Origin of the sequence: Halomarina ordinaria, from assembly GCF_030553305.1 — an archaeon.
Lineage (GTDB): Archaea > Halobacteriota > Halobacteria > Halobacteriales > Haloarculaceae > Halomarina > Halomarina ordinaria.
On the sequence record NZ_JARRAH010000001.1, the window covers coordinates 2,060,999 to 2,083,981 of the forward strand.

General features: G+C 69.1%; 21 protein-coding genes and 1 tRNA gene. 7 read left to right on the forward strand and 15 right to left on the reverse strand.

Going from position 1 to position 22,983, the window contains the following annotated elements:
* Positions 1-2: 2 nt before the first annotated feature.
* The 6 genes from pstC to P1Y20_RS11150 all read right to left on the reverse strand — a co-directional run bounded on the left by pstC (position 3) and on the right by P1Y20_RS11150 (position 6,934).
* A complete protein-coding gene (gene pstC, locus P1Y20_RS11125; RefSeq protein ID WP_304448726.1) occupies positions 3-938 on the reverse strand; it encodes a phosphate ABC transporter permease subunit PstC in 936 nt (311 codons plus the stop codon).
* A 65-nt stretch (positions 939-1,003) separates the two neighbouring features.
* A complete protein-coding gene (locus P1Y20_RS11130; RefSeq protein ID WP_304448727.1) occupies positions 1,004-2,011 on the reverse strand; it encodes a PstS family phosphate ABC transporter substrate-binding protein in 1,008 nt (335 codons plus the stop codon).
* A 259-nt stretch (positions 2,012-2,270) separates the two neighbouring features.
* Entirely contained in the window at positions 2,271-2,696 is a 426-nt protein-coding gene (locus tag P1Y20_RS11135; RefSeq protein WP_304448728.1) for a hypothetical protein, read from the reverse strand.
* Positions 2,697-2,726: 30 nt separating this feature from the next.
* Positions 2,727-5,393, reverse strand: coding sequence for an alkaline phosphatase PhoX (locus P1Y20_RS11140; RefSeq protein WP_304448729.1), 2,667 nt, complete (start codon positions 5,391-5,393; stop codon positions 2,727-2,729).
* Positions 5,394-5,855: 462 nt separating this feature from the next.
* Positions 5,856-6,362 (reverse strand): metallophosphoesterase family protein, encoded by a 507-nt coding sequence (locus P1Y20_RS11145; protein ID WP_304448730.1) that lies wholly within the window; start codon positions 6,360-6,362, stop codon positions 5,856-5,858.
* A 2-nt stretch (positions 6,363-6,364) separates the two neighbouring features.
* Positions 6,365-6,934, reverse strand: coding sequence for an IMP cyclohydrolase (locus P1Y20_RS11150; RefSeq protein WP_304448731.1), 570 nt, complete (start codon positions 6,932-6,934; stop codon positions 6,365-6,367).
* A 129-nt stretch (positions 6,935-7,063) separates the two neighbouring features.
* Between P1Y20_RS11150 and P1Y20_RS11155 the strand changes: the two genes are divergently transcribed.
* The 3 genes from P1Y20_RS11155 to P1Y20_RS11165 all read left to right on the forward strand — a co-directional run bounded on the left by P1Y20_RS11155 (position 7,064) and on the right by P1Y20_RS11165 (position 9,387).
* A tRNA-Gln gene (locus P1Y20_RS11155) sits at positions 7,064-7,136 on the forward strand.
* Between the two features lie 143 nt (positions 7,137-7,279).
* Positions 7,280-7,828 carry a zinc finger Ran-binding domain-containing protein gene (locus P1Y20_RS11160; RefSeq protein ID WP_304448732.1) on the forward strand — a complete coding sequence of 183 codons (549 nt, stop codon included), beginning with the start codon at positions 7,280-7,282 and terminating at the stop codon, positions 7,826-7,828.
* A gap of 56 nt (positions 7,829-7,884) precedes the next feature.
* Complete coding sequence (locus P1Y20_RS11165) at positions 7,885-9,387, forward strand: glutamate-cysteine ligase family protein (protein WP_304448733.1); 1,503 nt, start codon at positions 7,885-7,887, stop codon at positions 9,385-9,387.
* On the opposite strand, the gene P1Y20_RS11170 is transcribed toward P1Y20_RS11165, so the two are convergent.
* The gene (locus P1Y20_RS11170; RefSeq protein ID WP_304448734.1) at positions 9,388-10,266 is read right to left on the reverse strand and encodes an SDR family oxidoreductase; all 879 of its coding nucleotides are present in this window, start codon (positions 10,264-10,266) and stop codon (positions 9,388-9,390) included.
* Positions 10,267-10,469: 203 nt separating this feature from the next.
* Between P1Y20_RS11170 and P1Y20_RS11175 the strand changes: the two genes are divergently transcribed.
* The 3 genes from P1Y20_RS11175 to P1Y20_RS11185 are packed head-to-tail and all read left to right on the forward strand — an operon-like array spanning position 10,470 to position 14,823.
* Positions 10,470-11,663: an ABC transporter substrate-binding protein gene (locus P1Y20_RS11175; protein WP_304448735.1), complete on the forward strand. Its 1,194-nt coding sequence runs from the start codon at positions 10,470-10,472 to the stop codon at positions 11,661-11,663.
* 1 nt (position 11,664) lies between these two features.
* Positions 11,665-12,831, forward strand: a complete 1,167-nt coding sequence (locus P1Y20_RS11180; protein WP_304448736.1) for a FecCD family ABC transporter permease — start codon at positions 11,665-11,667, stop codon at positions 12,829-12,831.
* A gap of 51 nt (positions 12,832-12,882) precedes the next feature.
* Positions 12,883-14,823, forward strand: coding sequence for an ABC transporter ATP-binding protein (locus P1Y20_RS11185; RefSeq protein WP_304448737.1), 1,941 nt, complete (start codon positions 12,883-12,885; stop codon positions 14,821-14,823).
* Here P1Y20_RS11185 and P1Y20_RS11190 read toward each other — a convergent pair.
* The 6 genes from P1Y20_RS11190 to P1Y20_RS11215 form a co-directional block, all read right to left on the reverse strand.
* A complete protein-coding gene (locus tag P1Y20_RS11190) occupies positions 14,820-15,278 on the reverse strand; it encodes a TIGR00725 family protein (protein ID WP_304448738.1) in 459 nt (152 codons plus the stop codon). The two genes, P1Y20_RS11185 and P1Y20_RS11190, sit on opposite strands and share 4 nt — an antisense overlap.
* 6 nt (positions 15,279-15,284) lie before the next feature.
* Complete coding sequence (locus tag P1Y20_RS11195; protein ID WP_304448739.1) at positions 15,285-16,025, reverse strand: beta-ketoacyl-ACP reductase; 741 nt, start codon at positions 16,023-16,025, stop codon at positions 15,285-15,287.
* 137 nt (positions 16,026-16,162) lie between these two features.
* Positions 16,163-17,746 carry a class III poly(R)-hydroxyalkanoic acid synthase subunit PhaC gene (gene phaC, locus P1Y20_RS11200; protein WP_304448740.1) on the reverse strand — a complete coding sequence of 528 codons (1,584 nt, stop codon included), beginning with the start codon at positions 17,744-17,746 and terminating at the stop codon, positions 16,163-16,165.
* 5 nt (positions 17,747-17,751) lie between these two features.
* Positions 17,752-18,303 carry a poly(R)-hydroxyalkanoic acid synthase subunit PhaE gene (locus tag P1Y20_RS11205; protein WP_304448741.1) on the reverse strand — a complete coding sequence of 184 codons (552 nt, stop codon included), beginning with the start codon at positions 18,301-18,303 and terminating at the stop codon, positions 17,752-17,754.
* Between the two features lie 39 nt (positions 18,304-18,342).
* Positions 18,343-18,987 carry a hypothetical protein gene (locus tag P1Y20_RS11210; RefSeq protein ID WP_304448742.1) on the reverse strand — a complete coding sequence of 215 codons (645 nt, stop codon included), beginning with the start codon at positions 18,985-18,987 and terminating at the stop codon, positions 18,343-18,345.
* Positions 18,980-19,288, reverse strand: coding sequence for an AbrB/MazE/SpoVT family DNA-binding domain-containing protein (locus P1Y20_RS11215; RefSeq protein WP_304448743.1), 309 nt, complete (start codon positions 19,286-19,288; stop codon positions 18,980-18,982). Before P1Y20_RS11215 ends, P1Y20_RS11210 begins: the two co-directional genes overlap by 8 nt.
* Before the next feature lie 183 nt (positions 19,289-19,471).
* Here P1Y20_RS11215 and P1Y20_RS11220 point away from each other — a divergent pair, with 183 nt between their 5' ends.
* Positions 19,472-20,089 (forward strand): MaoC family dehydratase, encoded by a 618-nt coding sequence (locus P1Y20_RS11220; protein ID WP_304448744.1) that lies wholly within the window; start codon positions 19,472-19,474, stop codon positions 20,087-20,089.
* A gap of 48 nt (positions 20,090-20,137) precedes the next feature.
* Here P1Y20_RS11220 and cgi121 read toward each other — a convergent pair whose 3' ends face one another.
* On the reverse strand, positions 20,138-20,629 hold the full coding sequence (gene cgi121 / locus P1Y20_RS11225) for a KEOPS complex subunit Cgi121 (protein WP_304448745.1): 492 nt from the start codon (positions 20,627-20,629) through the stop codon (positions 20,138-20,140).
* Complete coding sequence (locus P1Y20_RS11230) at positions 20,629-22,881, reverse strand: ATP-dependent DNA helicase (RefSeq protein WP_304448746.1); 2,253 nt, start codon at positions 22,879-22,881, stop codon at positions 20,629-20,631. Before P1Y20_RS11230 ends, cgi121 begins: the two co-directional genes overlap by 1 nt.
* Between the last annotated feature and the right edge of the window lie 102 nt (positions 22,882-22,983).

Here is a 22,983-nt window from a genome sequence, read left to right on the forward strand (position 1 = left end):
ACTCATTGGTACTCCTCCCGATACCGTGCGGCGATTCGGTTGCTGATGAGGTTCATGGCGAAGGTGATAGCGAACAGCGTCAGACCGAGCGCGAACATGCTCTTGTACGTCGGCGACGCGGCACCGACGTCGCTCGTGACCGCCTGTACCATCGCGGAGGTCATCGTCTGACCGGACTGCGAGAGGCTCCCGATGGGGTCGGTGAAGTCGAACAGGCGTGGCCGGAGCCCCATCGCCATCGCGACGATCATCGTCTCGCCGATAGCGCGCGAGAGCGCGAGGATGAACGACGAGAAGATGCCGGAGAGTGCTGCGGGAACGACGATACCGGTCGAGACCTCGTACTTCGTCGCACCGAGGCCGTAGCCGGCCTGCCGGAGCGAGTCCGGCACCGCGCTCATGGCGTCCTCGCTGAGGCTCGACACCATCGGTATTATCATGATGCCGACCAGAATCGACGCGCTCAGGACGTTGAACGTCCCGAGGTCGAACCCGACGGCGCGCAACAGGTCGGTCATGTACACGAGCGCCAGGTAGCCGTAGACCACCGTCGGGATGCCGGCGAGGATCTCCAGGCCGGGTTTCAGAACCGAGCGCGCGCGCGGACTCGCGTACTCGCTGAGGTAGATCGCGGACGCCACCCCGATGGGGATGGCGACGAGCGCCGACACGGCGGTCACGAGGAGCGTCCCCGAGACGAGCGGCAGGACGCCGTACTGCTCTCTGGCGGTTATCCACTCCGTCCCGGTGAAGAACTCGACCGGACTCACCATCCGGAAGAACGAGACGGCGTCGACGGCGAGCGATACGATGATGGTCCCCGTCACCACGACGGAGAGCGCGGCGCAGAGGAACAGCACCAGTCGGTAGACGCGCTCGCGAGCGACGCGACTCCGTTCGCCGCCGGTCAACTGCAGGCGCGTCGATTCGTTACTCATCTGGTCGTCCATGACGTAGGGAAATATGTAATTGGCTCGATTCTGACCGCCGAGACGGTCGTAGGCTATCCGGAGATCTCCTCGAGCGTCTCCATGTTCTCCTCGATGACGTCGTCGCCGGCCGGGACGTACCCGATCTCGGCGACGGTGTCGTTCCCGGAGTTCTCGATGTAGAACTCGAGGAACGCGGCGACCTCCTCGCGCTCCGCCGCCGCCTCGCTCGCGTAGATGAACAGCGGGCGGGCCAGCGGGTAGGTCCCCTCGCTGGCGGCGTCGAGGCTCGGCGCGACGGGGTCGTCGCCCTCCTCCTCGCGGATCTCGACGGCCTTCACCGAGTCTTCGTTCTCGCTGTAGTAGGCGTAGCCGAAGTAGCCCATCGCGTACTGGGAGTCCTGGATACCCTGGACGATGAGGTTGTCCTCCTCGGTCGGTTCGTGCTCGGCGGTGTGTTGGTAGTCCTCGCCGATGACGTTCTCGTTGAACCAGTCGTAGGTCCCGGAGGTGGACGCCGGTCCGAACAGTTCGAGTTCCTCGTCGGGCCAGTCGTCGCGGACGTCCGACCACATCTGGGCGCCGTCGTCGCGCCAGATCTGGGAGAGTTCGTCGAAGGTCATGCTGTCGACCCAGTCGGCCTCGTTGTTGACCGCGACCGTCAGCGCGTCGCTGGCCACCTGGAACTCGACGGGGGTGACGTCGTTCGACTCACAGTTCTCGACCTCCTCGTCCGTGATGGGACGCGACGCCCCGTTGATGTCCGAGTCGCCGGGACAGAAGTTGTTCTCGAAGCCGCCACCGCTCCCCGTCGAGTCGACGGTCACGTTCACGTCGGGGTGCTCGTCCATGAACAGTTCCGCGAACTCGTTGGACACCGGGAAGACCGTCGAACTCCCCGTGATGATGACCTCGCCCGACAGCGACCCGCCGCCACTGCCGTTACCGCTACCGTTGTCATCCCCACCGCCGCCACCACCGGTGTTCTGCTGGGTACAGCCGGCGAGTGCCAGTGCGCCTGCGGTGCCCGACGCCGCGATGAACTTCCGCCGTGAGATGCCGCGAATGGAGTCGTCTGCCATCACGTGGGTATCCCACCGTTCACGATATGAAGCTTCCGAATTCAGTATATATTTTATTCGTATTTACTGCTTTCTTGCGGTAGCAATATAGTGAGCTACGTACCGCTATTGAGGGGTCGTTATGGGAGTGTGCCGCAGGCCGGGTGCGAGAAGGAGTACGCGAGAGGAGGGAGGGGGCGCCGGTCGGCGCGGGTTCGGGGACGCTTCGGCGTCGGCGTCGACCGCGAGTCGGTTCCGGGAGCGGGGCTACCGCTCGGACTCACTCCATGCCGCGGTCCCTCGCGCCCGCTCGAATCTTCCTCGCGCGCTTGCGGACGCGCGAGACGTACCGTTCTATCTTCTCGGGTTTCTCGCCGTAGAACGAGGCGATCCAGTAGACGTCCGTGTTCGGCTGGGTGAGGAAGTACGCGACCAGCGTGTCCCGTCCGGCCTGGATGACGGTCGGGGGGACGCCCCGGTCGCCCGTACCGGCCTCCTCGAAGCCGTTGACGTCGAAGTAGACGTCGGCGTACAGCTCCGCGAGGTCGGAGCTCTCGAAGGTGCGTCCCTCGTGGTGCGGCGCCTCGAACCGGTAGGTGGTCTCGCCGGCGGGGGACGCCGTCTCGACGATGCGCACGCCGAGGATGTACTCGCGGTGGGTCGACTCGTCTCGCCCGTCGGCGCTCGGGTTCTCTGACTGTGACATGTGGGTGGTGTGGTGGGGTCGTGGTCGACCTCAGTCGCTCTCCTCCGCGAGGCTGACGACGTCGTCGTAGTCGACGTCGCCGTTCTCGTTGAAGTCGAACGCGTCGTCGCTCTCGGTGACGCCCTCCGCGTCGACGTTCTCGAACAGCGCCTGCACGTCGTCGTCGTCGACGTCACCGTCGCCGTCGACGTCCTCGTAGTGGCCGTCGCCGTCGGGGTCGGTCGGCGCGTGGTCGCCGACGACCGCGGGCGGGCCGGTGGCGACGACGCCCGTCCGCGCCTCGGCGTCGATGGCGTCGCCGTCCTCGTCGTCCATCGCGTGTATCTCGACCTCGAGTTCGGTCGTCCCGGCGCCCCGGGCGTGCACGTCGAGCGACGCGAGCGTGACCCGGCGGCCGCCCGGCTGGACGTGCTCGCCGACGTCGGCGACGCGGAACGTCGCCGAGGAACCGCTCTTCGCCACCTCGGCCTCCGCGAGACCGAGTTCCTCGGGGAAGGAGACGTCGCCGATGGCCGCCACGTTGGGGTCGGCGACGCTGACGGTGAGGCGCGCGCCGGAGAACCCGGCCGGCAGCGACGACGCCCGCACGTCGGCGGTGGCGGACCCGCCGCGCGCGACGGTCACCGACTCGACGTCGACCAGCACGTTCGGCTGGTAGACGTACAGCCCGTCGTTGGGGTACGAGCGGGCGGGACCGCCGAAGCCGTCCTCGCAGCAGAGGACGCGGCCGTCGTCCATCACGTAGACGTTGTCGATGTTCCGGAGCGCGTCGTCGGCGTCCTCGGGCGGGTCGGTGAAGTCGGGGCCGACGATGACCGGTTCGAGCGTCGAGACGTTGTAGTCGGCTTCCAGTTCGCCCCGGTAGACGACGCCGCCGTCGACGCGGTCCATCTGGATGTCGCCCGTGTCGTCGGCCAGGTCGTCGTTGAACTCGGAGATACCGAAGTAGACGAAGTCGCCGGGCTGGGCCCCGTCGACGCTGTCGACGCCCTCGGCCTTGTTGAACTCGATGGAGGCACCCATCTCCTTGGCGGCCGCGCGGGTCTCGAGGAACGGCACCTTCCGGAGGTCCTCGTCGACGCCGCGTGGACCGTGCTCCTCGACCTGTGCGGCCCACTCGACGATTTCGTCGTTCGAGATGTAGCTCCGGTTGCCACCCTCGACGACCGCCCGGTCGGCCTCCTCCAGGGCGGTTTCGAGGTCCTCGCGCCAGTCGGTCTCGGCGTGCGCTTCGAGGTAGTGGACCTGGGTGACGTCGTCGTAGGTCGAAATCCACTGCTCTATCTCGGCGTTGCTCGCGTGGCCCATCTCGAGCCACTCGACTTCGAGGTTCACGTCGGCCGGGGAGTGCCGCTCCCCGGAGTCGGCCACCGAGGCCGCGTCGTTGGTTATCTTCGGCGCGTAGAGGGACCCCTCGACGTCCATCGGGTCGTCGTAGCTCGGAATCGGCTCGTCGGCGATGAACTTGTAGATGCCCTTGCTGTCGCCGTCCGAGCAGCCGTAGGCGGTCCGCTCGTCGGTCAGGATGTCCGGCGACTCCCAGGAGGCGCGGCCCATCACGTAGTACTTGACGGGCTGCGGTTCGTCGGCAGCCGGGTCGCGGAAGTCGACGTGGTAGCCGTAGCGATACGGGTTCGGGTAGACGTCGCCGATGGGCGTCTGGGTGTTCTCGTCGTCCTCGCCCTGGTCGACGGGTTCGGCACCGAGGTAGTACGCGAGGAACTCGACGCCCGTCAGCGCCCAGTAGCCCTGGACGGACCAGGCGTCGTCGCCGTAGTACCCGTCGACGGCCTCCTGAATCTCCGAGGGGTTCGGGCGGTTCCAGAACTGACTGGCGGCGACGAGGCCCTCGCCGCTCCCGGCCTCCACGATGTCGCCGACCGTGTGGGTGAGCGAGACGCGCGGGTGGGCGTAGTTCTCCTCGGAGGAGATCATCGTCCCCCACGGCGAGAGGTCGCCGTAGCAGTTGATTCGCGTGCCGCCGAGGGCGCGGAACGCGTCGGTGTTCGCGAGGTTGATCGCGTCGTCGAGGTCGGCCTCCCACTCGCCGTCGTCGTCCTGGCTGAGCGGGATTCGGGAGACGTTCCCGGGGCTGTTCTCCCAGTTCGTGAAGAGGTAGCCCTCGGTGCCCTCGTCGTTCGTCGCGACGAACTGGTTGCAGTCGGGGTTGCTCGCGGCCAGCCCGTACTGCGTGCCCCGGAAGAACGGCTGTTCGTCCCGCTGGGGGTCGAGGGCGTCCTCCCGGATGATGTCGGTGCCGTCGGGCGTCTGGGTCACGCCGAGGCGCTCCTCGCCGCCGTTGATGGGCTCTCGGCCCTGCGCGAGCAGGACGTACTCGCCGTTGCCCGCCCGGACGACGCCCTGTTCGTCTCTCGTCTGCGGGGTCGAGAGTTCGGCGAAGTCGTCGTTGTCGCCGTCGAGTTCGAACTGGAAGCCGCTGAAGTAGCCGATGCCGGCCCGGTCGAACGGCTCCGGGTTCTCCTCGCTCGGGTGCTGCAGGCTGTACAGCAGGCCGCCGTCCTCGAAGACGAACGGTCCCGTCACCTCGGCGCCGTACGCCGTCGTCGAGAACCGCTTGAGGTGTCCCTTCACGCTCGGCGCCCCCGGCGTGTCCGACTCCTCGACCTCCGTCGAGTGTTCACCGCTCGCAACGCCCACCACGCTGGCCCCGAGCGCGGCGGCTACCGAGGAAGCCATCAACTTCCGCCTGGTAAGTTCCATGATGCGTGTTAGGCACTTCCGTTGCGGTTAAAAGGTTTTTCTAATATTCATACTGACTTGAAAATAGAACTCGGTGACAGTCAAAAAATACGTACGACACCGGAGCTAGCAGAGCGTTATTGAGTGAACCCTACCGCTCCCGGTCAACACTCTGACGGTTCTTTCATTCTTCGTCCGGACACTATCTTTAAAAAATAAACTTTTGCGCCTCGGTCGTCGGCTCCGACGGCCCCGGAGGAGGAACGCGCTGGCGGCCGGTAGAGCGGGTTCCGACGAACGACGGGTGTGGTGACGCCGCGTCGCGCCGCGGGAACCGACCTCCGACCCCGACCGTCAGGGCGTTCGGACGGCCGTTCGTACTCGATTCCTGTCAGTTATCCCCGTACCCTTCACTCGGTACGGGGGTCGACTGCGGGGCCGACGGACGTCGCTCCGCGCTCACCGACCGCGCTCCAGTCGGCCGGCGACCGACTCGGGGAGACCCGCCCGGCGGACGTCCCTCCTCACTCGGTCGACGTCGTAGGTCACCCGCCGGAGGTCCACCCGCTCGCGGTCGAGGTCGAGGACGGCGTAGGCGGCCCGGGGGTCGCCGTCACGGGGCTGGCCGACGCTCCCCGGGTTGACCACGACGCCCTCGGGGAAGCGACGTACCCCCTGGACGTGGGTGTGGCCGGTCACCAGCACGCGCTCCTCGCCCAGCAGGGCCGCGGAGAAGAGGTCGGGGTAGACGTACCGGTCGGGGTCGTCGGGGTGGCCGTGGACGACGCGGACCCGGCCGTCGAACGCCCGCAGGGTCGCCGGGAGCGCGCCCAGCCACTCGACGTGCGAGCGGTTGAGGACGGCCCGCGCGTGGTCGAGACCGGCGCCCGCCGCCGCGCTCTCGAACGTCGCGCCGGCGGCGAGTACCCGGTCGTGGTGGACGTCCGCGAGGAGGCCGACGCGCACCGTCAGTCGTTGACCACGGCCGTCTCGACACCCTCCCCGACGGTCACGCCCACGGCGCAGACCGCGTGTTCGAACTCGTGGTCGTAGACGGCCCGCGCCGCACCGGCGGCGTCGGTCGCGTCGAGGTCGAACGCCGTCGGGCCGTCCTCCTCGTAGGTCGCCACGAGCGTCGGTTCGGTGACGCGCTCGACGACGAGCGCGTCGCGGCGGACCGTCGCCACGTACGCCTCGTCCTCGGCGACGATACCCGCGATGCGCGGCGTGTCGTAGTCGTCCTTCTCGAAGTCGAGCGCGAGCAACGAGAGCGCCAGCGCGTCGCGCGCCGGATAGCCCATGGCGCGCTTCTCCGCGACGGGGTCGACGTGCGAGCCGTTGCCGACGACGGCCTCCTCCCCGACCGTCCGCAGGCAGTTGTAGGCGATGTAGGGGTTGTCCGTCTCCGGTGCGTCCGGCGTCGGCGCGACGGTCAGCGCCCCCTCGCGCTCGACGACCCGACGGTTGGGGAACGACCGCGAGGAGACACGGTAGGCGCCGATACCCGGTCCGACGACGACGAATCGACCGACGTACATACGCGGGAGGCGGGCCGGAAGCCCCCTACCTCTTTCTACTCCGGTGTCCCCGACGCGCCCCTGTTCGAGCGACTGCGTGGAATCACGAGGTTTTAGTACCCCCACGATGTACGCACGCAGTGCAGCCACAGTTCCATGGGGTAGCGGCCAATCCTGTCGGCTTCTGGGGCCGACGACCCAGGTTCGAATCCTGGTGGAACTACTCTTCGCGGTTCGTCTCCACCCGAGTACAGCCGTAGCCCGGCGGTTTCCACCCGAAACGAAGGGGTCGTTCGGTGTCGCCGGTCGACGCCCTCACGTCATATACGATACCTGATACGGTGCCCTCGACACGACCGCATCGCGGTGGGTCCGCCGCGGCCCGACGCGACCGAACGACTCATCGTCGCGGCCGTCCTGTCTGTACCGATGGAGCGCCGTCGCACCGAGTCGAGGCCGTCCGACGAACGCGCCGGTCGACCCCCGCCGCCGGACGACGACGTCCACGTCACCCCCGCCGGGCGTCCCCCGCCGATTCCCGACGTCATCGAGTGGCGCTGCCCTCACTGTTCGATGCACCACCCACGTAACTCCGTGCCGTGTAGCCGCTGCGGCGCGCCGACGCTCGAACGCGTCGCCGTCGTCCTCGACCCGCCCGAGACGACCGTCGGCCTCCGGGGACGTCTGCTCTCGACCGGCCGGGCGGCGCTCCCCATCGCGGGCCTCCTCCTGGCGGTCGTCGGCGGCGCCGTCGTCCTCTACGGCGGCCTCATCGGGACGCGGACGGCCGCCGCCGTCGCCTCCGGCCGCCTCCCGCCGAACGCTCGCCTGCTCGTCCTCGCCGGCGTCGTCGTCCTCGCGGTGGGGGCGGCGCTCATGTTTGCCGGGACGCGCGGGCGCGTCGACCGCTTCTGACCGCGGCTTCGGTCCGAACCCCGAGGTTGAAATCCCTCCGCGGCGTGGGGGTAGCTATGTCAGGGGCTGACCTCGCCGACCGCGTGACAGCGATGCTCTCGGCCGACCCGGAGGCGTTCGAAGCGCGCGTCGACGACGAGGTCGACGCGCTCAAGGCGGCCGTCAAGGAGGGGACGTTCGACAACCCGCAGGGTATCCTCGGGCTGGAGTACGAGTTCTACGGCGTCGACACGGAGACGGACGCGCTGAAGCGCGTCCCCCGCCCGCTGCTCGAGTACATCGGCTTCGAGAAGGAACTCGGCCTGCACAACGCGGAGATGCAGACCACTCCCCAGCCGTTCTCGACGTACGGCCTGCGCTCGCAGGCCGCGGAGGTGCAGGCGCGCCTCGACGCCGCCCTCCGCGAGACGCGCGCACACGGCATCCACCTCGTCAGCGACGGCATCTGGACGGTGCCGCCGGTCGGCGAGACGGCCACCTCCTACCTCGCCGACAGCGTCGAGGACGACGGCGTCCGCATCGCCACCAACATGAGCGACGCCGTCCGCTACCACGCGATGGCGAACGTCGAGGAGCGCATCGAGATGAGCCTCGACGTGCCCCACGTCGCCCTCGACGCCAAGACGGTGATGCCCGAGAGCCTCATCACGTCCATCCAGCCCCACTACCAGGTGTCCCACGCCGCCGACCTCCCGGAGTACCTCCGGTACGCGGTCCGCATCGCCGGCCCGCTGCTCGCCCTCGGCGTCAACTCGCCGTTCTTCCCGCCGGACCTCTACGACGAGTCCCCCGAGGTCGTCCTGGAGGAGTGCTGGATGGAGAACCGCATCCCCGTCTTCGAGTCCATCTTCAACGCCGAGGGCCGCGAGAAGGTGTGTCTCCCACCGGACGTCGACAGCGTCGAGGACGCCATCGACGACATCGCCGCCGACACGACGGTCATCCCCATGCACGTCGAGGACTCGGGGCGCTACGACGACCGCTTCGCGCACTTCCGGCACAAACACGGCTCCTACTGGCGGTGGGTGCGACCGGTGTTCGACGGGGCGACCCGGTCCGCGGCCAACGCCCGCATCGAGTTCCGCCCCCTTCCCGGCCAGCCGACCGTCCACGACACCATCTCGCTGCTCGCGGTGTACGCCGGCCTGCTCGAGAGCCTCCCGAAGCGCGAACACCCGGTCGCCGCGCTCCCCTGGGAGACGGCCGAGGAGAACTTCTACGCCGCCGCACGCGACGGCATCGACGCCGAACTCACCTGGTACACCGGCGCGGGCGACGAGACGTCCGACCCGGCCGTCGTCTACGACGACCTGCTCGCCCACGCCCGCGACGGCCTCTCGCTGCGCGGCCTCTCCGACGCCGAGGTGGACCGCTACGTCGGCCCGCTGGCCGACCGCGTCGACGAGAAGATGACGCCCGCCCGCTGGAAGCACGACCACGTCAGCGCGGCCGTCGACGCGGGCGTCCCCTTCGCCGAGGCCATCTGGGGGATGCAGGCCGCCTACATCCGCAAGCAGCGCGACACCCTCATCGAGGGGTCGTTCGGCGACTGGCTCTAGCTACTCGTAGGTGAGCGTCATCCCCCCGTCGTGGAGGACGTCCCCGCCGTCGAGGAAGCGCGCGTGCTCCGAGAACCCCATCACGAACAGGTTCGCCACCTCGTAGGGTTCCATCATCTCCTTGACGCGCGCCTGCCCGAGCAGGACGTCCTCGACCGCTTCCGCCACCGTGATGCCGCGGCTGTCGGCCGTGTCCGGCAACTGCTTCGCGACGAGTTCGGTCTTCACGTAGCCCGTCGAGACGGAGAACCCCCGCACCGTCCCCTCGCCCTCGGCCGCGATGGACTGGGTGAGTCCCCGGAGGCCGAACTTCAGCGTGTTGTACGCCACCTTGTCCTGCGTGACGTAGTGGCCGTGGACCGAGCACATGTTCCCGACCGCGCCGACGCCGTCGGCGTTGTCGCGGAAGTGGGGGAAACAGCGCTTCGAGAGGTACAGCGGCGCCCGGAGCATGATGCGGTGCATCAGGTCGTACCGGTCCATCGGGAACGCCTCCAGCGAGGCGATGTGCTGGATGCCGGCGATGTTGGCGAGGTAGCGAAGCGACCCCTCCTCGGCCGCCCGCTCGACCACCGACGCCATCTCCTCGTCGTCGGTCAGGTCGCCTGGCGCGGTGCGGAGTCGGCCGGGCGAGTCGAGCGACTCGTGTTTCGACGCCACCTCCTCCAGTCCCTCCTCGTCGACGTCCGTCGCCACGACGGTGAGACCGTTGTGCGCCAGCGCGAGCGCCGTCGCCCGGCCGATGCCGTTGCCGGCCCCCGTCACGAGCGCCACGTTCTCCGCCGTGAACGCCTCGTCGGGGACGGTGAGCAGGTCGTCGGCCGTTATCTCGCTCGGCCCGTACTCCGCGAGCGCCTCCTCCGCGGTCATGTCTGCCATGCACCCGAGTACAGTGGGGGGTTCCATATAGCCCGCCCCGCTCCACCTCGCTCTACACGCTGCGGTCCGCCCACTGCGACCCGCACGCCCCGCTCTCGCCCCGCCCACGCGACGACGCCAGCGGAGTCGTGCGGGCCACTCACACGATTTCGGCCGACCTAAAAACCGGTGCCTTTTTGCTGTTTTAGGGTGGCCAAAATCCTATGGACGGCGACACCAACCGGACGCGCAGAACGTTCTTGACTGGTACGGGTACCCTCGCGGTCGGTGCGCTCGCGGGCTGTCTCGGGGGGCAGGGCGGCCCCGCCGGCGGCAACGGGTCGGGCGAGACGAACGGGACCGGAAACGAGTCGGGCGAGGGCGAGAACGAAACGGCCGGCGGGTCGGAGACCCCCTACACCGTCTCGATGGCCCCTGTCGGCGAGGTCGAGTTCGAGGCGGTCCCCGAGACGTTCGCCGCCTACGAACCGGGCTACGCCGACATGGCGGTCGCGCTCGGGCGGGGCGACGGGTTGCTCTCGGTCGGCCTCAAGGAACGGTACTACACCGACGTCTACGACGAACTCGACGGCGTGAGCGTCGACACGGACTCGCTCACGGCGCTCGTCGACAACGGCATCGACCGCGAGGTGTTCTACGAACTCGGGGCCGACCTCCACCTGATGGACCCGCAGTGGCTGGTGAACAACGGCTCGTTCGGCCTCGAGCAGTCCGATATCGACGCCGTCGCGGACCAGGTCGCGCCGTTCTTCGGCAACACCATCTTCCGGCGCACGGACGAGTGGCACGACTACGAGTACTACACCCTCTACGAGGCGTTCGGGAAGGTCGCCGAGGTGTTTCAGGAAGGGGAGCGCTACGAGGCGTTCGCCGCGGTCCACGACGCGATGCTGGAGGAGGTCGAGGCGAACCTCCCGGGGGAGGACGAGCGGCCGAACGCCCTGCTCACCTACGCGGCCGCCGACGAACCCGAGGAGTTCTCGCCGTACCGCGTCTCGGGCGAGGGGACCAACAAGAAGCAGTTCCACGACCTCGGCATCGACGACGCGCTGGAGGGAACGGGCATCAGCGGCCTCTCGACGACCGAACGCGGCACCATCGACTACGAGACGATGCTGGAGGTCGACCCCGACTCCATCCTCGTGCGCGGTCACGAGACGAAGACCGAGGAGGAGTTCCGCGAGACGGTCCTCGCGTACATGCAACAGGACAGCGTCGCGAGCGAACTCACCGCCGTCCAGGAGGAGCGCGTGTTCCGCGGCGGACCCATCTACGCGGGCCCCATCCACAACCTGTTCCTCACCGAACGCTTCGCGGGCCTCTACTACCCGGACGCCTTCTCCGGCGAGCTGTTCGACCGGAGCGAGGTGAGCGACGTCGTCACCGGGACGTTCTGAGATGGCCGGGGACGCCGCGACGGACGGTCGGACGCGCCCGGGCGCGACCGGGCGGGTCACCGACCCGCTGTTCGGGCTCGCCGTCGGGAGTCTCCTCATCACGCTCGCGAGCGCGCTCCTCCAGGTCAGCTTCGGGACGTACACGATGTCGCTCGGTCAGGCGTGGGGCGCGCTGTTCGACCCGGCGGTCCTCACCGACCCGCGCCGACTGCTCTACTTCCTCCTCGGGGAGTGGTGGATGCGGCTGGCGACGGGGTACGCCGGCACCATCGACGTCCTGCTCGACCCGCTGTCGGTCGAGACGACCGTCGTCTGGACGCTCCGCCTGCCGCGCGTACTGGTCGGCGTCCTCGTCGGCCTCGGCCTCGCCGTCTCGGGAGCCATCTTCCAGGCCGTGACGCGCAACGAACTCGCCAGCCCCTACATCCTCGGGGTGAGCGCCGGGGCGGGCCTCGGCGCGCTGGTGGCGCTCGTGCTCTTCTCCAGCCTCGCGTCGGTGCTGCCGCTGGTCGCGGCCGGCGGGGGCGCGTTCGCGTTCGCGCTCGTCTACGCCATCGCCTGGAAGAACGGCACCAACCCGGTCCGCCTCGTGCTCGCGGGCGTCATCGTGAGCACCGTCTTCAACTCCATCCAGACGGGGCTGTTCTTCCTCGCGGGTGACATCGGGGTCGTCCAGCAGGCGCTCTCGTGGACGACGGGGTCGCTCACCGGCGTCGGCTGGGGCGAGTTCCACACGGCGCTCCCGTGGACGCTGCTCGCGTTCGCGCTCGCGCTCGTCGGGTCGCGCCAGCTGAACGTCCTCCTGCTCGGTGAACAGACCGCCGCCGCGCTCGGCATGTCCGTCGAGCGCACTCGCTTCGCGCTGGCGTCGGTGGCCGTCCTCGCGGCGAGCGCCGCCGTCGCCGTCGCGGGCATCGTCAGTTTCGTCGGCCTCATCGTTCCCCACGTGGTCCGGACCATCGTCGGGAGCGACTACCGGCGGCTGGTCGTCGGCTGTGCGTTCGCCGGACCGGCGCTGCTGACCGCCGCCGACATGGGCGCGCGCCTCGCCTTCGAGGTGCTGTTCAACTCGCCGGCGCAGATACCCGTCGGCATCGTCACCGGCCTCGTCGGGGGACCGTACTTCCTCTACCTGATGCGCACCCGAGAGCAACTGGGTGAGCTGTGACCGCCCGACGGGTCGGCGGATTGATGCGCCCGCCACCGCTCTCCACGGACGATGCGTGCTGACGAGAGCGTCTTCGACCGCTACCGGGCCGACGTCGAGCGCCCGCTCCTCCGCCTGTTCCGGGTGTACGGCCTCCCCCGCCGGGCGTGGCTCGCCGTCGGCGTCCTCGCCAACCTCGTCGCGCAGTCGGCCTCGCTCCTCCCGCCGGTCGTCCTCGGCGCGGCCATCGACGCGCTGTTCGCCGATGACCCGGGCCCCTACACCCTGCCGCTCGTCCCCGACGCGTGGCTGCCGACGGGGGCCACCGAGCAGTTCTGGCTGTCGGCGGCGCTCATCGTCGGCTCGTTCGCCGTGACGGCGGCGTTCACCTGGGTGTACGGCGTCGCGGCCAACCGCTTCGCCCACGACGTGATGCACGCCGTCCGGACGGACTCCTTCGCCACCATGCAGCGCCTCGACATGTCCTTCTTCGACGACAAGCAGACCGGCGAGGTGATGGCCGTCCTGAACAACGACGCCGGCAACCTCGAGGTGTTCCTCGACAACGCGCTGATGAACTCGACGCGACTGGTCATCATGGTCGGCGGCATCGCCGTCGTGCTGTTCACGCTCAACTGGCAGCTCGCGCTGGTGACGCTCGTCGCCGTCCCCCTCATCGTGCTGTTTACCGCGTGGTTCATGCGCGCCATCGCGCCGCGCTACCGCGCCCGGCAGTCGGCCGTCGCGGCGTTCAACACCCGCATCGAGAACGCCATCAGCGGGGTCGAACTCACCAAGACGACCGGTAGCGAGGACTACGAGACCGAACGGGTGTTCGACGCCTCCCACCGCGTCTTCGACGACACGATGGCCGTCCTCCGCCTGAGCTACTTCTACCGCCCGGGGATGGAACTGCTCGCGGGCCTCTCGTTCGCCGCGACGTTCGTCGTCGGCGGCTACTGGCTGTTCTCCGGGACCGCACCCGGTCCCTTCTCCGGCGCGCTCACCGCCGGGACGTTCGTCACGTTCCTGTTCATGACCCAGCGCTTCGTCGCGCCGCTCGCGGAGGTGTCGAACATCGTCGACCAGGTGCAGAACGCCCGCGCGAGCGCCGAGCGCGTCTTCGGCCTCTACGACGTCCCCACCCACGTCGAGGACAGCCCCGACGCCGTCGCGCTGACCGACCCCGAGGGCCGCGTCGAGTACGACGACGTCACCTTCGGCTACGCCGACACCCCCGGGTCCGACGCGGCGACGGCGGGCACCGTCCTCGAGGACGTGCACTTCACGGTCGAGGGCGGCGAGACGCTCGCGCTGGTCGGCCCGACGGGCGCCGGGAAGTCGACGGTGCTCAAACTGCTCATGCGCCTCTACGACGTGGATAGCGGGGCGGTCCGCGTCGACGGCCACGACGTGCGCGACGTCACCCTCGACAGCCTCCGCTCGGCGGTGGGGTACGTCAGCCAGGACACGTTCCTCTTCGACGGCACCGTCGCCGAGAACGTCGCCTACGGGTCGTTCGACGCCACCCACGAGGCGGTCGTCGAGGCCGCGAAAGCGGCCGAGGCTCACGAGTTCATCGAGGCCCTCCCCGAGGGGTACGACACCCGTGTCGGCGAACGCGGGGTGAAGCTCTCGGGCGGTCAGCGCCAGCGCATCGCCATCGCGCGCGTCGTCCTGCAGGACCCGGCGGTCCTGGTGCTGGACGAGGCGACGAGCGCCGTCGACACCGAGACGGAACTGCTCATCCAGCGCTCGCTCGACCGCCTCGCCGCCGACCGCACGACGTTCGTCATCGCCCACCGCCTCTCGACGGTGAAGGAGGCCGACACGATTCTCGTCCTCGACGAGGGGCGCGTGGTCGAACGCGGTACGCACGAGGGCCTCCTCGCCGCGGACGGGCTCTACGCGACGCTCTGGGGCGTCCAGGCCGGCGACCTCGAGACCCTCCCCGAGACGTTCCTCGCGCGGACGACCCGCAGGTCGGGGGGTGACGGCGACGCGGACGACTAGTCGCGTCCGGCGACGCGCCGTTCGACGGACTCGACGGCCGCGGCGGGCGTCTCGACCGCCTCGAACCCCGACAGCGACACCTCGTGCGTCCCGAGTCCGGCGACCGGCCGACCGATATCGAGGGCGTGCCCCAGTTCGGAGAGCGTCCCCGCCGCGCCGTCGACGGCGACGACGCCCTCGCCGTTCAGCACCACGAGGACGTTCCGCGCGTTGCCGAGACCGGTCGCGACGGCCGTCCCGACGTACTCGTTCGCGTGCCGCGGGTCCGTCCCCGGGAGGATGCCGACGGTCTCACCGCCCGCTTCGCGGGCCCCGCGACACGTCGCCTCCATCACGCCACCGAGGCCGCCGCAGACGACCGTGTGCCCCTGCTCGCCGAGCAGGCGGCCCACCTCGCGGGCCGCCTCGTAGGTCGCCCCGTCGACTCGGCTCCCGCCGATGACGCTGACGCGCACCTCGCCTCACCACTCCATGCCGCCGTTGACGGCGAGGATTTGCCCGGTCATGTAGCTCGACTCGGGGCTGGCGAGGAAGCGGACGATGCCGCTGACGTCCTCGACCTCCGCGAAGCGGTTGAGGGGGATGCGCTCGATGATCTTCTCCTGGACGCGCTCGGGGACCTGCTCCAGCATGTCGGTGCGGACGAAGCCGGGGGCGACGCAGTTGGCCGTCGACCCCGAGCGCGCCATCTCCAGGGCGATGGTCCGCGTGAAGCCGAACATCCCCGACTTCGTGGTGGCGTAGTTGGCCTGGCCGTAGTTGCCCTGCTGGCCCACCACGCTCGAGATGTTGATGAGTCGACCCTCGTCGGAGTCGAGCAGGTCGTCGAACAGACAGTGTGTACAGTTGAACATCCCCCCGAGGTTCACGTCCATCACGCGGTCCCAGTCCTCGCGGGTCATGTTCGTGAACGTCTTGTCGACCGTGATGCCGGCGTTGTTGACGAGGACGTCGACCGTCCCGAAGGCGTCGTGAACGGACTCGCACATCGACGCGACGGCGTCGAGGTCGGCGACGTCGGCCTGCGCCGCCATGGCCGTCCCGCCGCTGGCCTCTATCTCGTCGACCACCTCGGCCGCCTCCGCCTCCGAGGTGCGGTAGTTGACGACGACGTTCGCGCCGCGCTCGCCCAGTTCGCAGGCGATTCCCTTCCCGATACCGCGCGAGCCACCGGTCACCACGCAGGTCTGTTCGTTCAGCATGTTAGCACACTACGCCCCTGGGGAGAAAGCGTTATGCCCCGAAACCGGGGGTCGGGGGAGCGGTCGAGCGTCCGAGCTGGTCGCGACTGGTCGACGGAACGTGAGAGAATCGCGGGGGAGTGGACGGTTCGTCTCGCCTACTCCTCGTCCTCGTCGAGCGCGTCGAACCAGCGCTCGGCGCGCGAGACGCCGACGCCAGCCGTCTCCGCGACGGTCTCGACGTCCGTCTCGCGGAGGTCGGCGACGGTCTCGACGCCGATTTCGCGCAGGCGCTCGGCGTACGTCGGGCCGATGCCCTCGACGGACTCGACGTCCGCCTCCTCGCCCGCGGCGCTCACGGGCTGGTCGGCGGTCTCGGCGGTGTCCTCGGCGGTCGCGGCGTCCTCGTCGCTGTCGACGGCCGCCGCTGCGGGTTCACCGTCACCGTCACCGTCGCTCGCCTCCTCGACGGCCTCCGCGACCGCCTCCTCGTCGCGCTCGACGAGTTCGGTCTGGACGCCGTCGTCCTCGGTCTCGACCTCGACGGCGACCTCCTCGAGGTCGCCCTCGGTCGGGTCGACGCGGACCTCCGTGGCGTCCTCGGCGGCCTCCTCGGTCGCCTCCAGCACGTCCGCGGTCCCCTCGGCGGAGCGGTCGTGGTACCACTCGGCGACCTGCGGCCACACCTCGCGGTGGGAACTGCCGGAGACCGACAGGCCGATGTGGCCGGTCGGGTACTCGATGGTCGTCACGTCGTCGCTCCCGACGACCTCGTTGAACGGCTTGCTCGCTCCCGGCGGGATGAGGTGGTCGTACTCGCCGAGGATCTGGATGATGGGCATGTCGATGTTCCCGATGTCGACGGGTTCGCCGCCCAGCTCCAGTTCGTTCTTGTAGAGCTTGTTGTCCTGGTAGATGTCCTCCAGGAACTCGACGTACGCCGCGCCGGCGACGTCGATGCCCTCGCTCAGCCAGCGCTCCATCCGGGCGAAGTTCTCGACGAAGTCCTCGTTCTCGATGTTGTCGTACAGTCTGACGTACTTCGAGACGTAGTTCGAGACGGGGTCCATCAGCGCGAAGCCGACGTCGAGGAACTCCGAGGGCATGTTGCCGTACGTCTCGGTGACGTTCTCGGGGTCGTAGTACTCGTCGTCGCCCCACAGTTCGAGGACGCCGCCCGAGCGCTCGAAGCAGAGGCCGGCGGCCATCAGCCCGAGGGCGTTGACCTTCTCGGGGTGCTGGGCCGCGTACATCACCGACAGCGTCCCGCCCATGCAGTAGCCGAGGACGTTGATGGCGTCCTGCCCCGAGCGCTCGCGGACGACGTCGACGCAGTTCTCGATGTAGCGGTTGACGTAGTCGTCGAGCGTGAGGTACTGGTCGAGCCGGGAGGGCTCGTTCCAGTCGATGAGGTAGACGTCGTGGCCCGCCTCCAGCAGTCGGCGCACGACCGACCGGTCGGGCTGGAGGTCGAGGATGAACGGCTTGTTGATGAGCGCGTAGATGACGAGGATGGGGACCTCGTTCTGCTCGTCGGTCTGGGACTCGTAGTGGAGCAGTTCGAGCTTGTTCTCGGTGTAGACGACCTCGCTCGGCGTCTGGCCGACCTCGACCGAGTCCATCTCCTCGAGGCGCTCGTCGGCGACGTCCGCCTTCTCGAAGGCGCCGGTCGTCGCGTCCAGTAGCTCGCGCTGGGTGTTCATCGCGAGCGCGAAGGGGTTGAAGGTTGATTCGCCTGCCATCGGGATTACTCCTCCAGGTGGTCGAGGACCTGGTCGAGCTTGTCCTCGACGCGCTGCTGACGGCGCTCGAGTTCGACGAGTCGCTCGCCGACCTCGTCCATGTCGCCGCGGGTGGGCAGGCCCATGCGCGTGAGCGTCTCCTGGCTCACGTCCTCGGTCTCCTGCTGGAGTTCCATCATGGCCTCGACGACGTTCCCCTGGGCGGCGGCGAACGCCGTCGTACCCATGACCTCCTTGAACGCCTCGTTGGCGCTGCGGAGCCAGATGTCGCGGAACTCCGTGAACGAGACGTCCTCGCCGCCGGCGGCGTCGCCGACGCGCTCGTACATGGTCTCTGCGGCGTCCATCCACACCTCGTAGGCGCGGCCGTAGGACTCGAAGCTCTCGGCCATCGTGTCCTCGTCGGGCATCGAGCCGTCGATGGCGTCGGCCCACGTCTCCATGAACGTCGCCTGCGCCTCGAGGTTCTGCTCGACCGAACGCGCCATCGCGTCGTTCATCTGTTCGACCATCCGCGTCCAACGCTCCTGCATCTCCTGGGGGTCCGTGTCGCTCATACTCATGGGTAGTGGGGTGTGGTAATCCGTGTTACTGTCTTACTGCTGGTCGGCGGCGCTCTGCTGGAGCGTCTCGACTTGCTGCTGCATCTGCTCGACCTGGTCCTGGAACTGTTCGAGCTGCGTCTCGAAGCGCTCCTGGAACTGCTCGGCCTGCTCCTCGAACTGCTGCTGGGCCTCCTCGGCCTGGTCTTCCATCTGCTCCTGCAGGCGCTCGTACTGGGTCATCGTCTGCTCGAAGGCGTCGACGGTCTGGCCCTCGATCTCCTCGTGGGCGTCGAGGAGGACGTCGAGCTGCTCGTTGAGCGCCTCGAGGTACTCCTCGCTGAACTCGTCGTAGCTCTCGGTGCCCTTCTCGAAGCCCTCCTCGGCCGTGTCGAACGCCTCGGCGTGGGCGTCGAGGAGCGCGCGGAACTGCTCGTCGACCGCACGGCGCACCTCGCTGACGTTGCTGCCCGCGCCGGGCATCGCCGTCTCGACGGCGTCGAGGTACGTGTGGATGGCGCGCTGGGACAGCTCGACGCTGTTGCGCTGGGCCTCCTCCTGCCCCTCGAAGCTGTCGAGGACCGCCTCGTTGACGTTGCGCTGGAACTCCAGCGAACGCTGGAACGCCTGCTGGCTCTGTTTGATGGTCGTCCGCTGCAGTTCGAAGGCCGTGTTGATGGGTGTCGTGTAATCAGTCATCTGAATCTCCTCGGGACCGCTTTATCGGGACGATGACCGTCTGGACGATGTCGCCCTCCTCGATGTCGAGGGCTTCGCGTTCGGCGTCGGGAATGCTGATGCGCCCGCCGCTCTGGACCCGCGTCTTGAACATCGCCGTCTGACTCATCGCTCCGAGTTGCGAGGGGAACCCACCGACGTCCCCGCCGAGCAGCTGTCGAAAGAACTCCTGCTGGCGGTCGAACGCCTGTTCGCTCGCTTCCTGCATCCCCCGGGTAAACATCGACGGGGGCCACATGGGTCCATCGCGCTCGTCGGTCATCACTACCATTCAATGGCCTGACGGGCTTAAATCTTGCCCTGAATACCGTCTGTTACCATCAGATGGTTTCAGATGGTACGCGCCGATTCGGCCGACCGTCAGCGTCGCGTGTCTGTCCGTCGTGCTCGTTGACTCGTGTGTGTACGTTTTTTATACCCCGTGGGTGTTACTACCACTGTCACGATGAGCACGACCTCGAACCCGTTCCTCACCACCTGGACGCGCACCTCCGAACAGCTCCTCAACAGCGTACTGGCCGCGAACCGGGCCACGGCGGCCGCCTTCGGAGTGCCGGTCGCCGACGCCGAGGGCACCGCCGTCGAGGGCACCACCGCCGAGGGGCGACTGCGTCCCGGGGAGGACCTCGCGGAGTGGGACTCCGAGGTCAGCGCCGACTCCCGCGAGGCCCTCTCGGTCGGCGACGTCGTCCGGTTCTCCAAGACGCTCACCGAGCGCGACATCGAGCGCTTCGCCGCCGCCAGCGGCGACACCAACCGCATCCACCTCGACGCCGACTACGCCGCGAAGACCCGCTTCGACGGCCGCATCGCCCACGGGACCCTCGTCTCCGGACTCATCTCGGCGGCGCTCGCCCGGCTCCCGGGCAACGTCATCTACCTCTCGCAGGACGTCCAGTTCCTCAAACCGGTCCGCATCGGGGACCGCGTCACCGCCGACGTCGAGGTCGCGGAGGACTTCGACGACGGCCGCTACCGCCTCACCACCCGCGTCCTCGACGAGGACGAGGAGGCGGTCATCGACGGCGAGGCGGTCGTCCTCATCGACGCGGCCCCCGAGTAACCGACGCCGGCGCGACCCAGTGGTACGGTCACGCTCGTTCTCGCCCGGTCACTTCTCGACGGCCAGCAGCGCGACCCGCTCGCAGACGAGCGCCTCCAGGTCCGCGTCGGTCGCCTCGCGCTCCGCCGCCGTGATACCGTAGTACGACGCGACGCGCTCCTCGTCGTACCCGCCGAGGGTCGACGCGCTCGCGAGACGGTCGGCGACGGCCGCCGCCGCGTCCGCCTCACCCTCCCCGTCGACGACGACGACCACCGGTCGGTCCTCGCCCTCGCTCACACCGAGGGCGAGCGCCTGGTCTATCTGGCGGCGTCCGGCGGCGTACAGCAGTATCTCGACGGCCCGGTCGCGTGCGATGGCCTCGCCGCGCTCGCGGGCGCGCGCCGCCAGTTCGACCGCCCGGCGGAGGTGGCGCTCGCCGACGACCATCCGGGCGTCGAACGCCTGTACCGCACAGCCGTGGGCCTCGCCGACCGCCGCGAGGTCGGCGACGAACGCGTCGACGTCCTCGACGGTGACGGTCCCCTCGACCAGTCGCATCAGAAGTCACCCAGGCTCGACTGGTCCTCCCCCGTCCCCTCGCGCTCCGCGGGCGCCGGCGACGACTCCGCCGGCGCTGCGTCCGGGTCGGGAGTGACGCCCTCCATCGAGACGTCCTCGCGTCCCGCGTTCTCGAGGACGGTCTCGGCGGTCCGCCGCCGGCCGCGCAGCGCCGCGAGGACCACCGGTTTCTCCGCCGCCCGGAGGTCGGCGCGCGTCTCCACGCCCGCGTCGAACAGCCGCCGGGCACGCTTTCGACCGACGCCGCGTACGCCCGCGAGGTCCATCAGCTCCTCCTTCACGCCGTGCTGGACGCGGACGCGTGCCTCGCGGACGGCGGGCGCGACGCCCATGTCGAGTTCGCCCGCGAGGCGCTCGGCCGCCCCGAGCAACCACTCCGCGGTGTCGACCTTCCCGCGCACGTCGCCGGGGCCGACGCCGTAGCGCTCGGCGATGCGTTCCTCGTCCACCTCGCTCGCCCAGTCCTCCAGCATCCGGGCGGTCTTGAGCGCCGAGAGCCACTCCTCGAAGCGGCCGTCCTCGAACTCCGAGGGCATCGCGCCGAGGAACTCGCTCTCGCGTTCGTAAGCGAGCATCGTGTACTCCTCGCGGTCGCCCGACCGCAGGTAGAGTTCGTACATGTCGGGGGTCCGGCAGACGAGGTGATAGAGCCCCATCGCGGTGGGGGCGCTCGCGCCGCGGAGGCCGTCGACGATCTCGGCGGCGCTCATCGGGTCGAGGTAGAGCCGCGAGACGGTGTGGCCGAGGCTGGTCGCCGTCAGGTCGTCGCCCGTGCGTTCGAGGAAGTCGTTGACGACGAGGTAGTCGATGACGTTGTCCGTGACGTGTTCGAGTCGCCCCGGTTCGGTCGTCTGGGCGGCGTACAGCGTCCGGTCGAGGAACTCGAGGACGCCCTCGCGCGACCCGGCGAACCCCGAGGCGACGGTGGCGAGGACGTGCGTCCGGAGGGCGGGTTCGGCGGCGAGTTTCGAGCGCACCGCCTCGGGGTCCGCCCAGACGTACCGCTCGAACAGTTCGTCGAGTTCGTCGTGGCTGTTGGCGAGCAACAGCGCCTCGCCGTAGGGGTCGAGGCCCGGTCGTCCCGCCCGGCCGAACATCTGGTGGACCTCGAGCACCGAGAGCGGCGCCATCCCGCCGACGGTCCCGTCGTAGCGCCGCCAGTCGCGGACGACCACCCGTCGCGACGGGGTGTTGACGCCCGCCGCGAGCGTCGGCGTCGCCGAGACGAGTTTGATGAGGCGGTCGCGGAAGGCCCCCTCGACCAGCGAGCGGTGGTCGCGCGCGAGGCCGGCGTGGTGGAACGCCGCGCCCCGCTCGACGCAGGCGGCCAGGTCGTCGCTCGTCTCCGTGTCGCTCACCTCGCGTATCTCCTCGGCGACCGTCTCCAGACGTTCCTCCTCGTCGGGCGTGAGCGCCTCGCCGGTCACGCCCGCGAGACGTTTGGCGGCGGCCTCCGCGTTCCGCCGGGAGTTGACGAACACGAGCGTCGACCCGCCCTCGTCGAGGGTCTCGCGGGCGATGGCGGCCGTCGGTCGCTCGGAACTGCGCACGGCGAGTTCGCGGGTGTCGCCGTCGTCGAAGTGCAGCGCCTGGCCGTAGTGGACGCCCGTCCGGAGGTCGATGGGCCGCCAGTCGGAGTCGACGAGTTCGGCGTCGAGCCAGTCGGCTATCTCGGCGGCGTTCCCGATGGTCGCCGACAGCGCGACGGTCTGGAGCGAGGGGTTCAACTGCCGGAGTTTCGCGAGCGTCACCTCGAGGGTTGGCCCCCGGTGGGCGTCGTCGACGAGGTGGACCTCGTCGGCGACGACGCACGCCAGGTCGTCGAGCCAGCCCGCACCGTTGCGCACGAGCGAGTCGACCTTCTCGCTGGTCGCGACGACGATGTCACACGTCGCCAGCCAGTCGCCGTCGGACTCGTAGTTACCCGTCGAGACGCCGACGGTGAGGCCGTACGCCTCGAACTGCTCGAACTCGCGCTGTTTCTCGCTCGCGAGCGCCCGCAGGGGGACGATGTACAGCGCCGTCCCGCCCCGGGCGACGCTCGCGAGCATCGCCAGTTCCGCGATGAGCGTCTTCCCGCTCGCCGTCGGGATGGAGGCGACGAGGCTCTCGCCCTCGGTGACGCCCCGCTCGACCGCCGCCGCCTGCGGCGGGTAGAGCTCCTCGATGCCGTCCTCGCGGAGGTGTCCCGCCAGCCACTCCGGCACCGCCGGGACGTCTCCTACCTTCATTGCGAGGTGGTTGTGCGCCACCCGATTTAAAGGGTCGGAGAGGGCGCGTCGGAAGTGAACGCGCGAGCGCACGAGCGCACGGACGCGCCCACCGTCACCGCT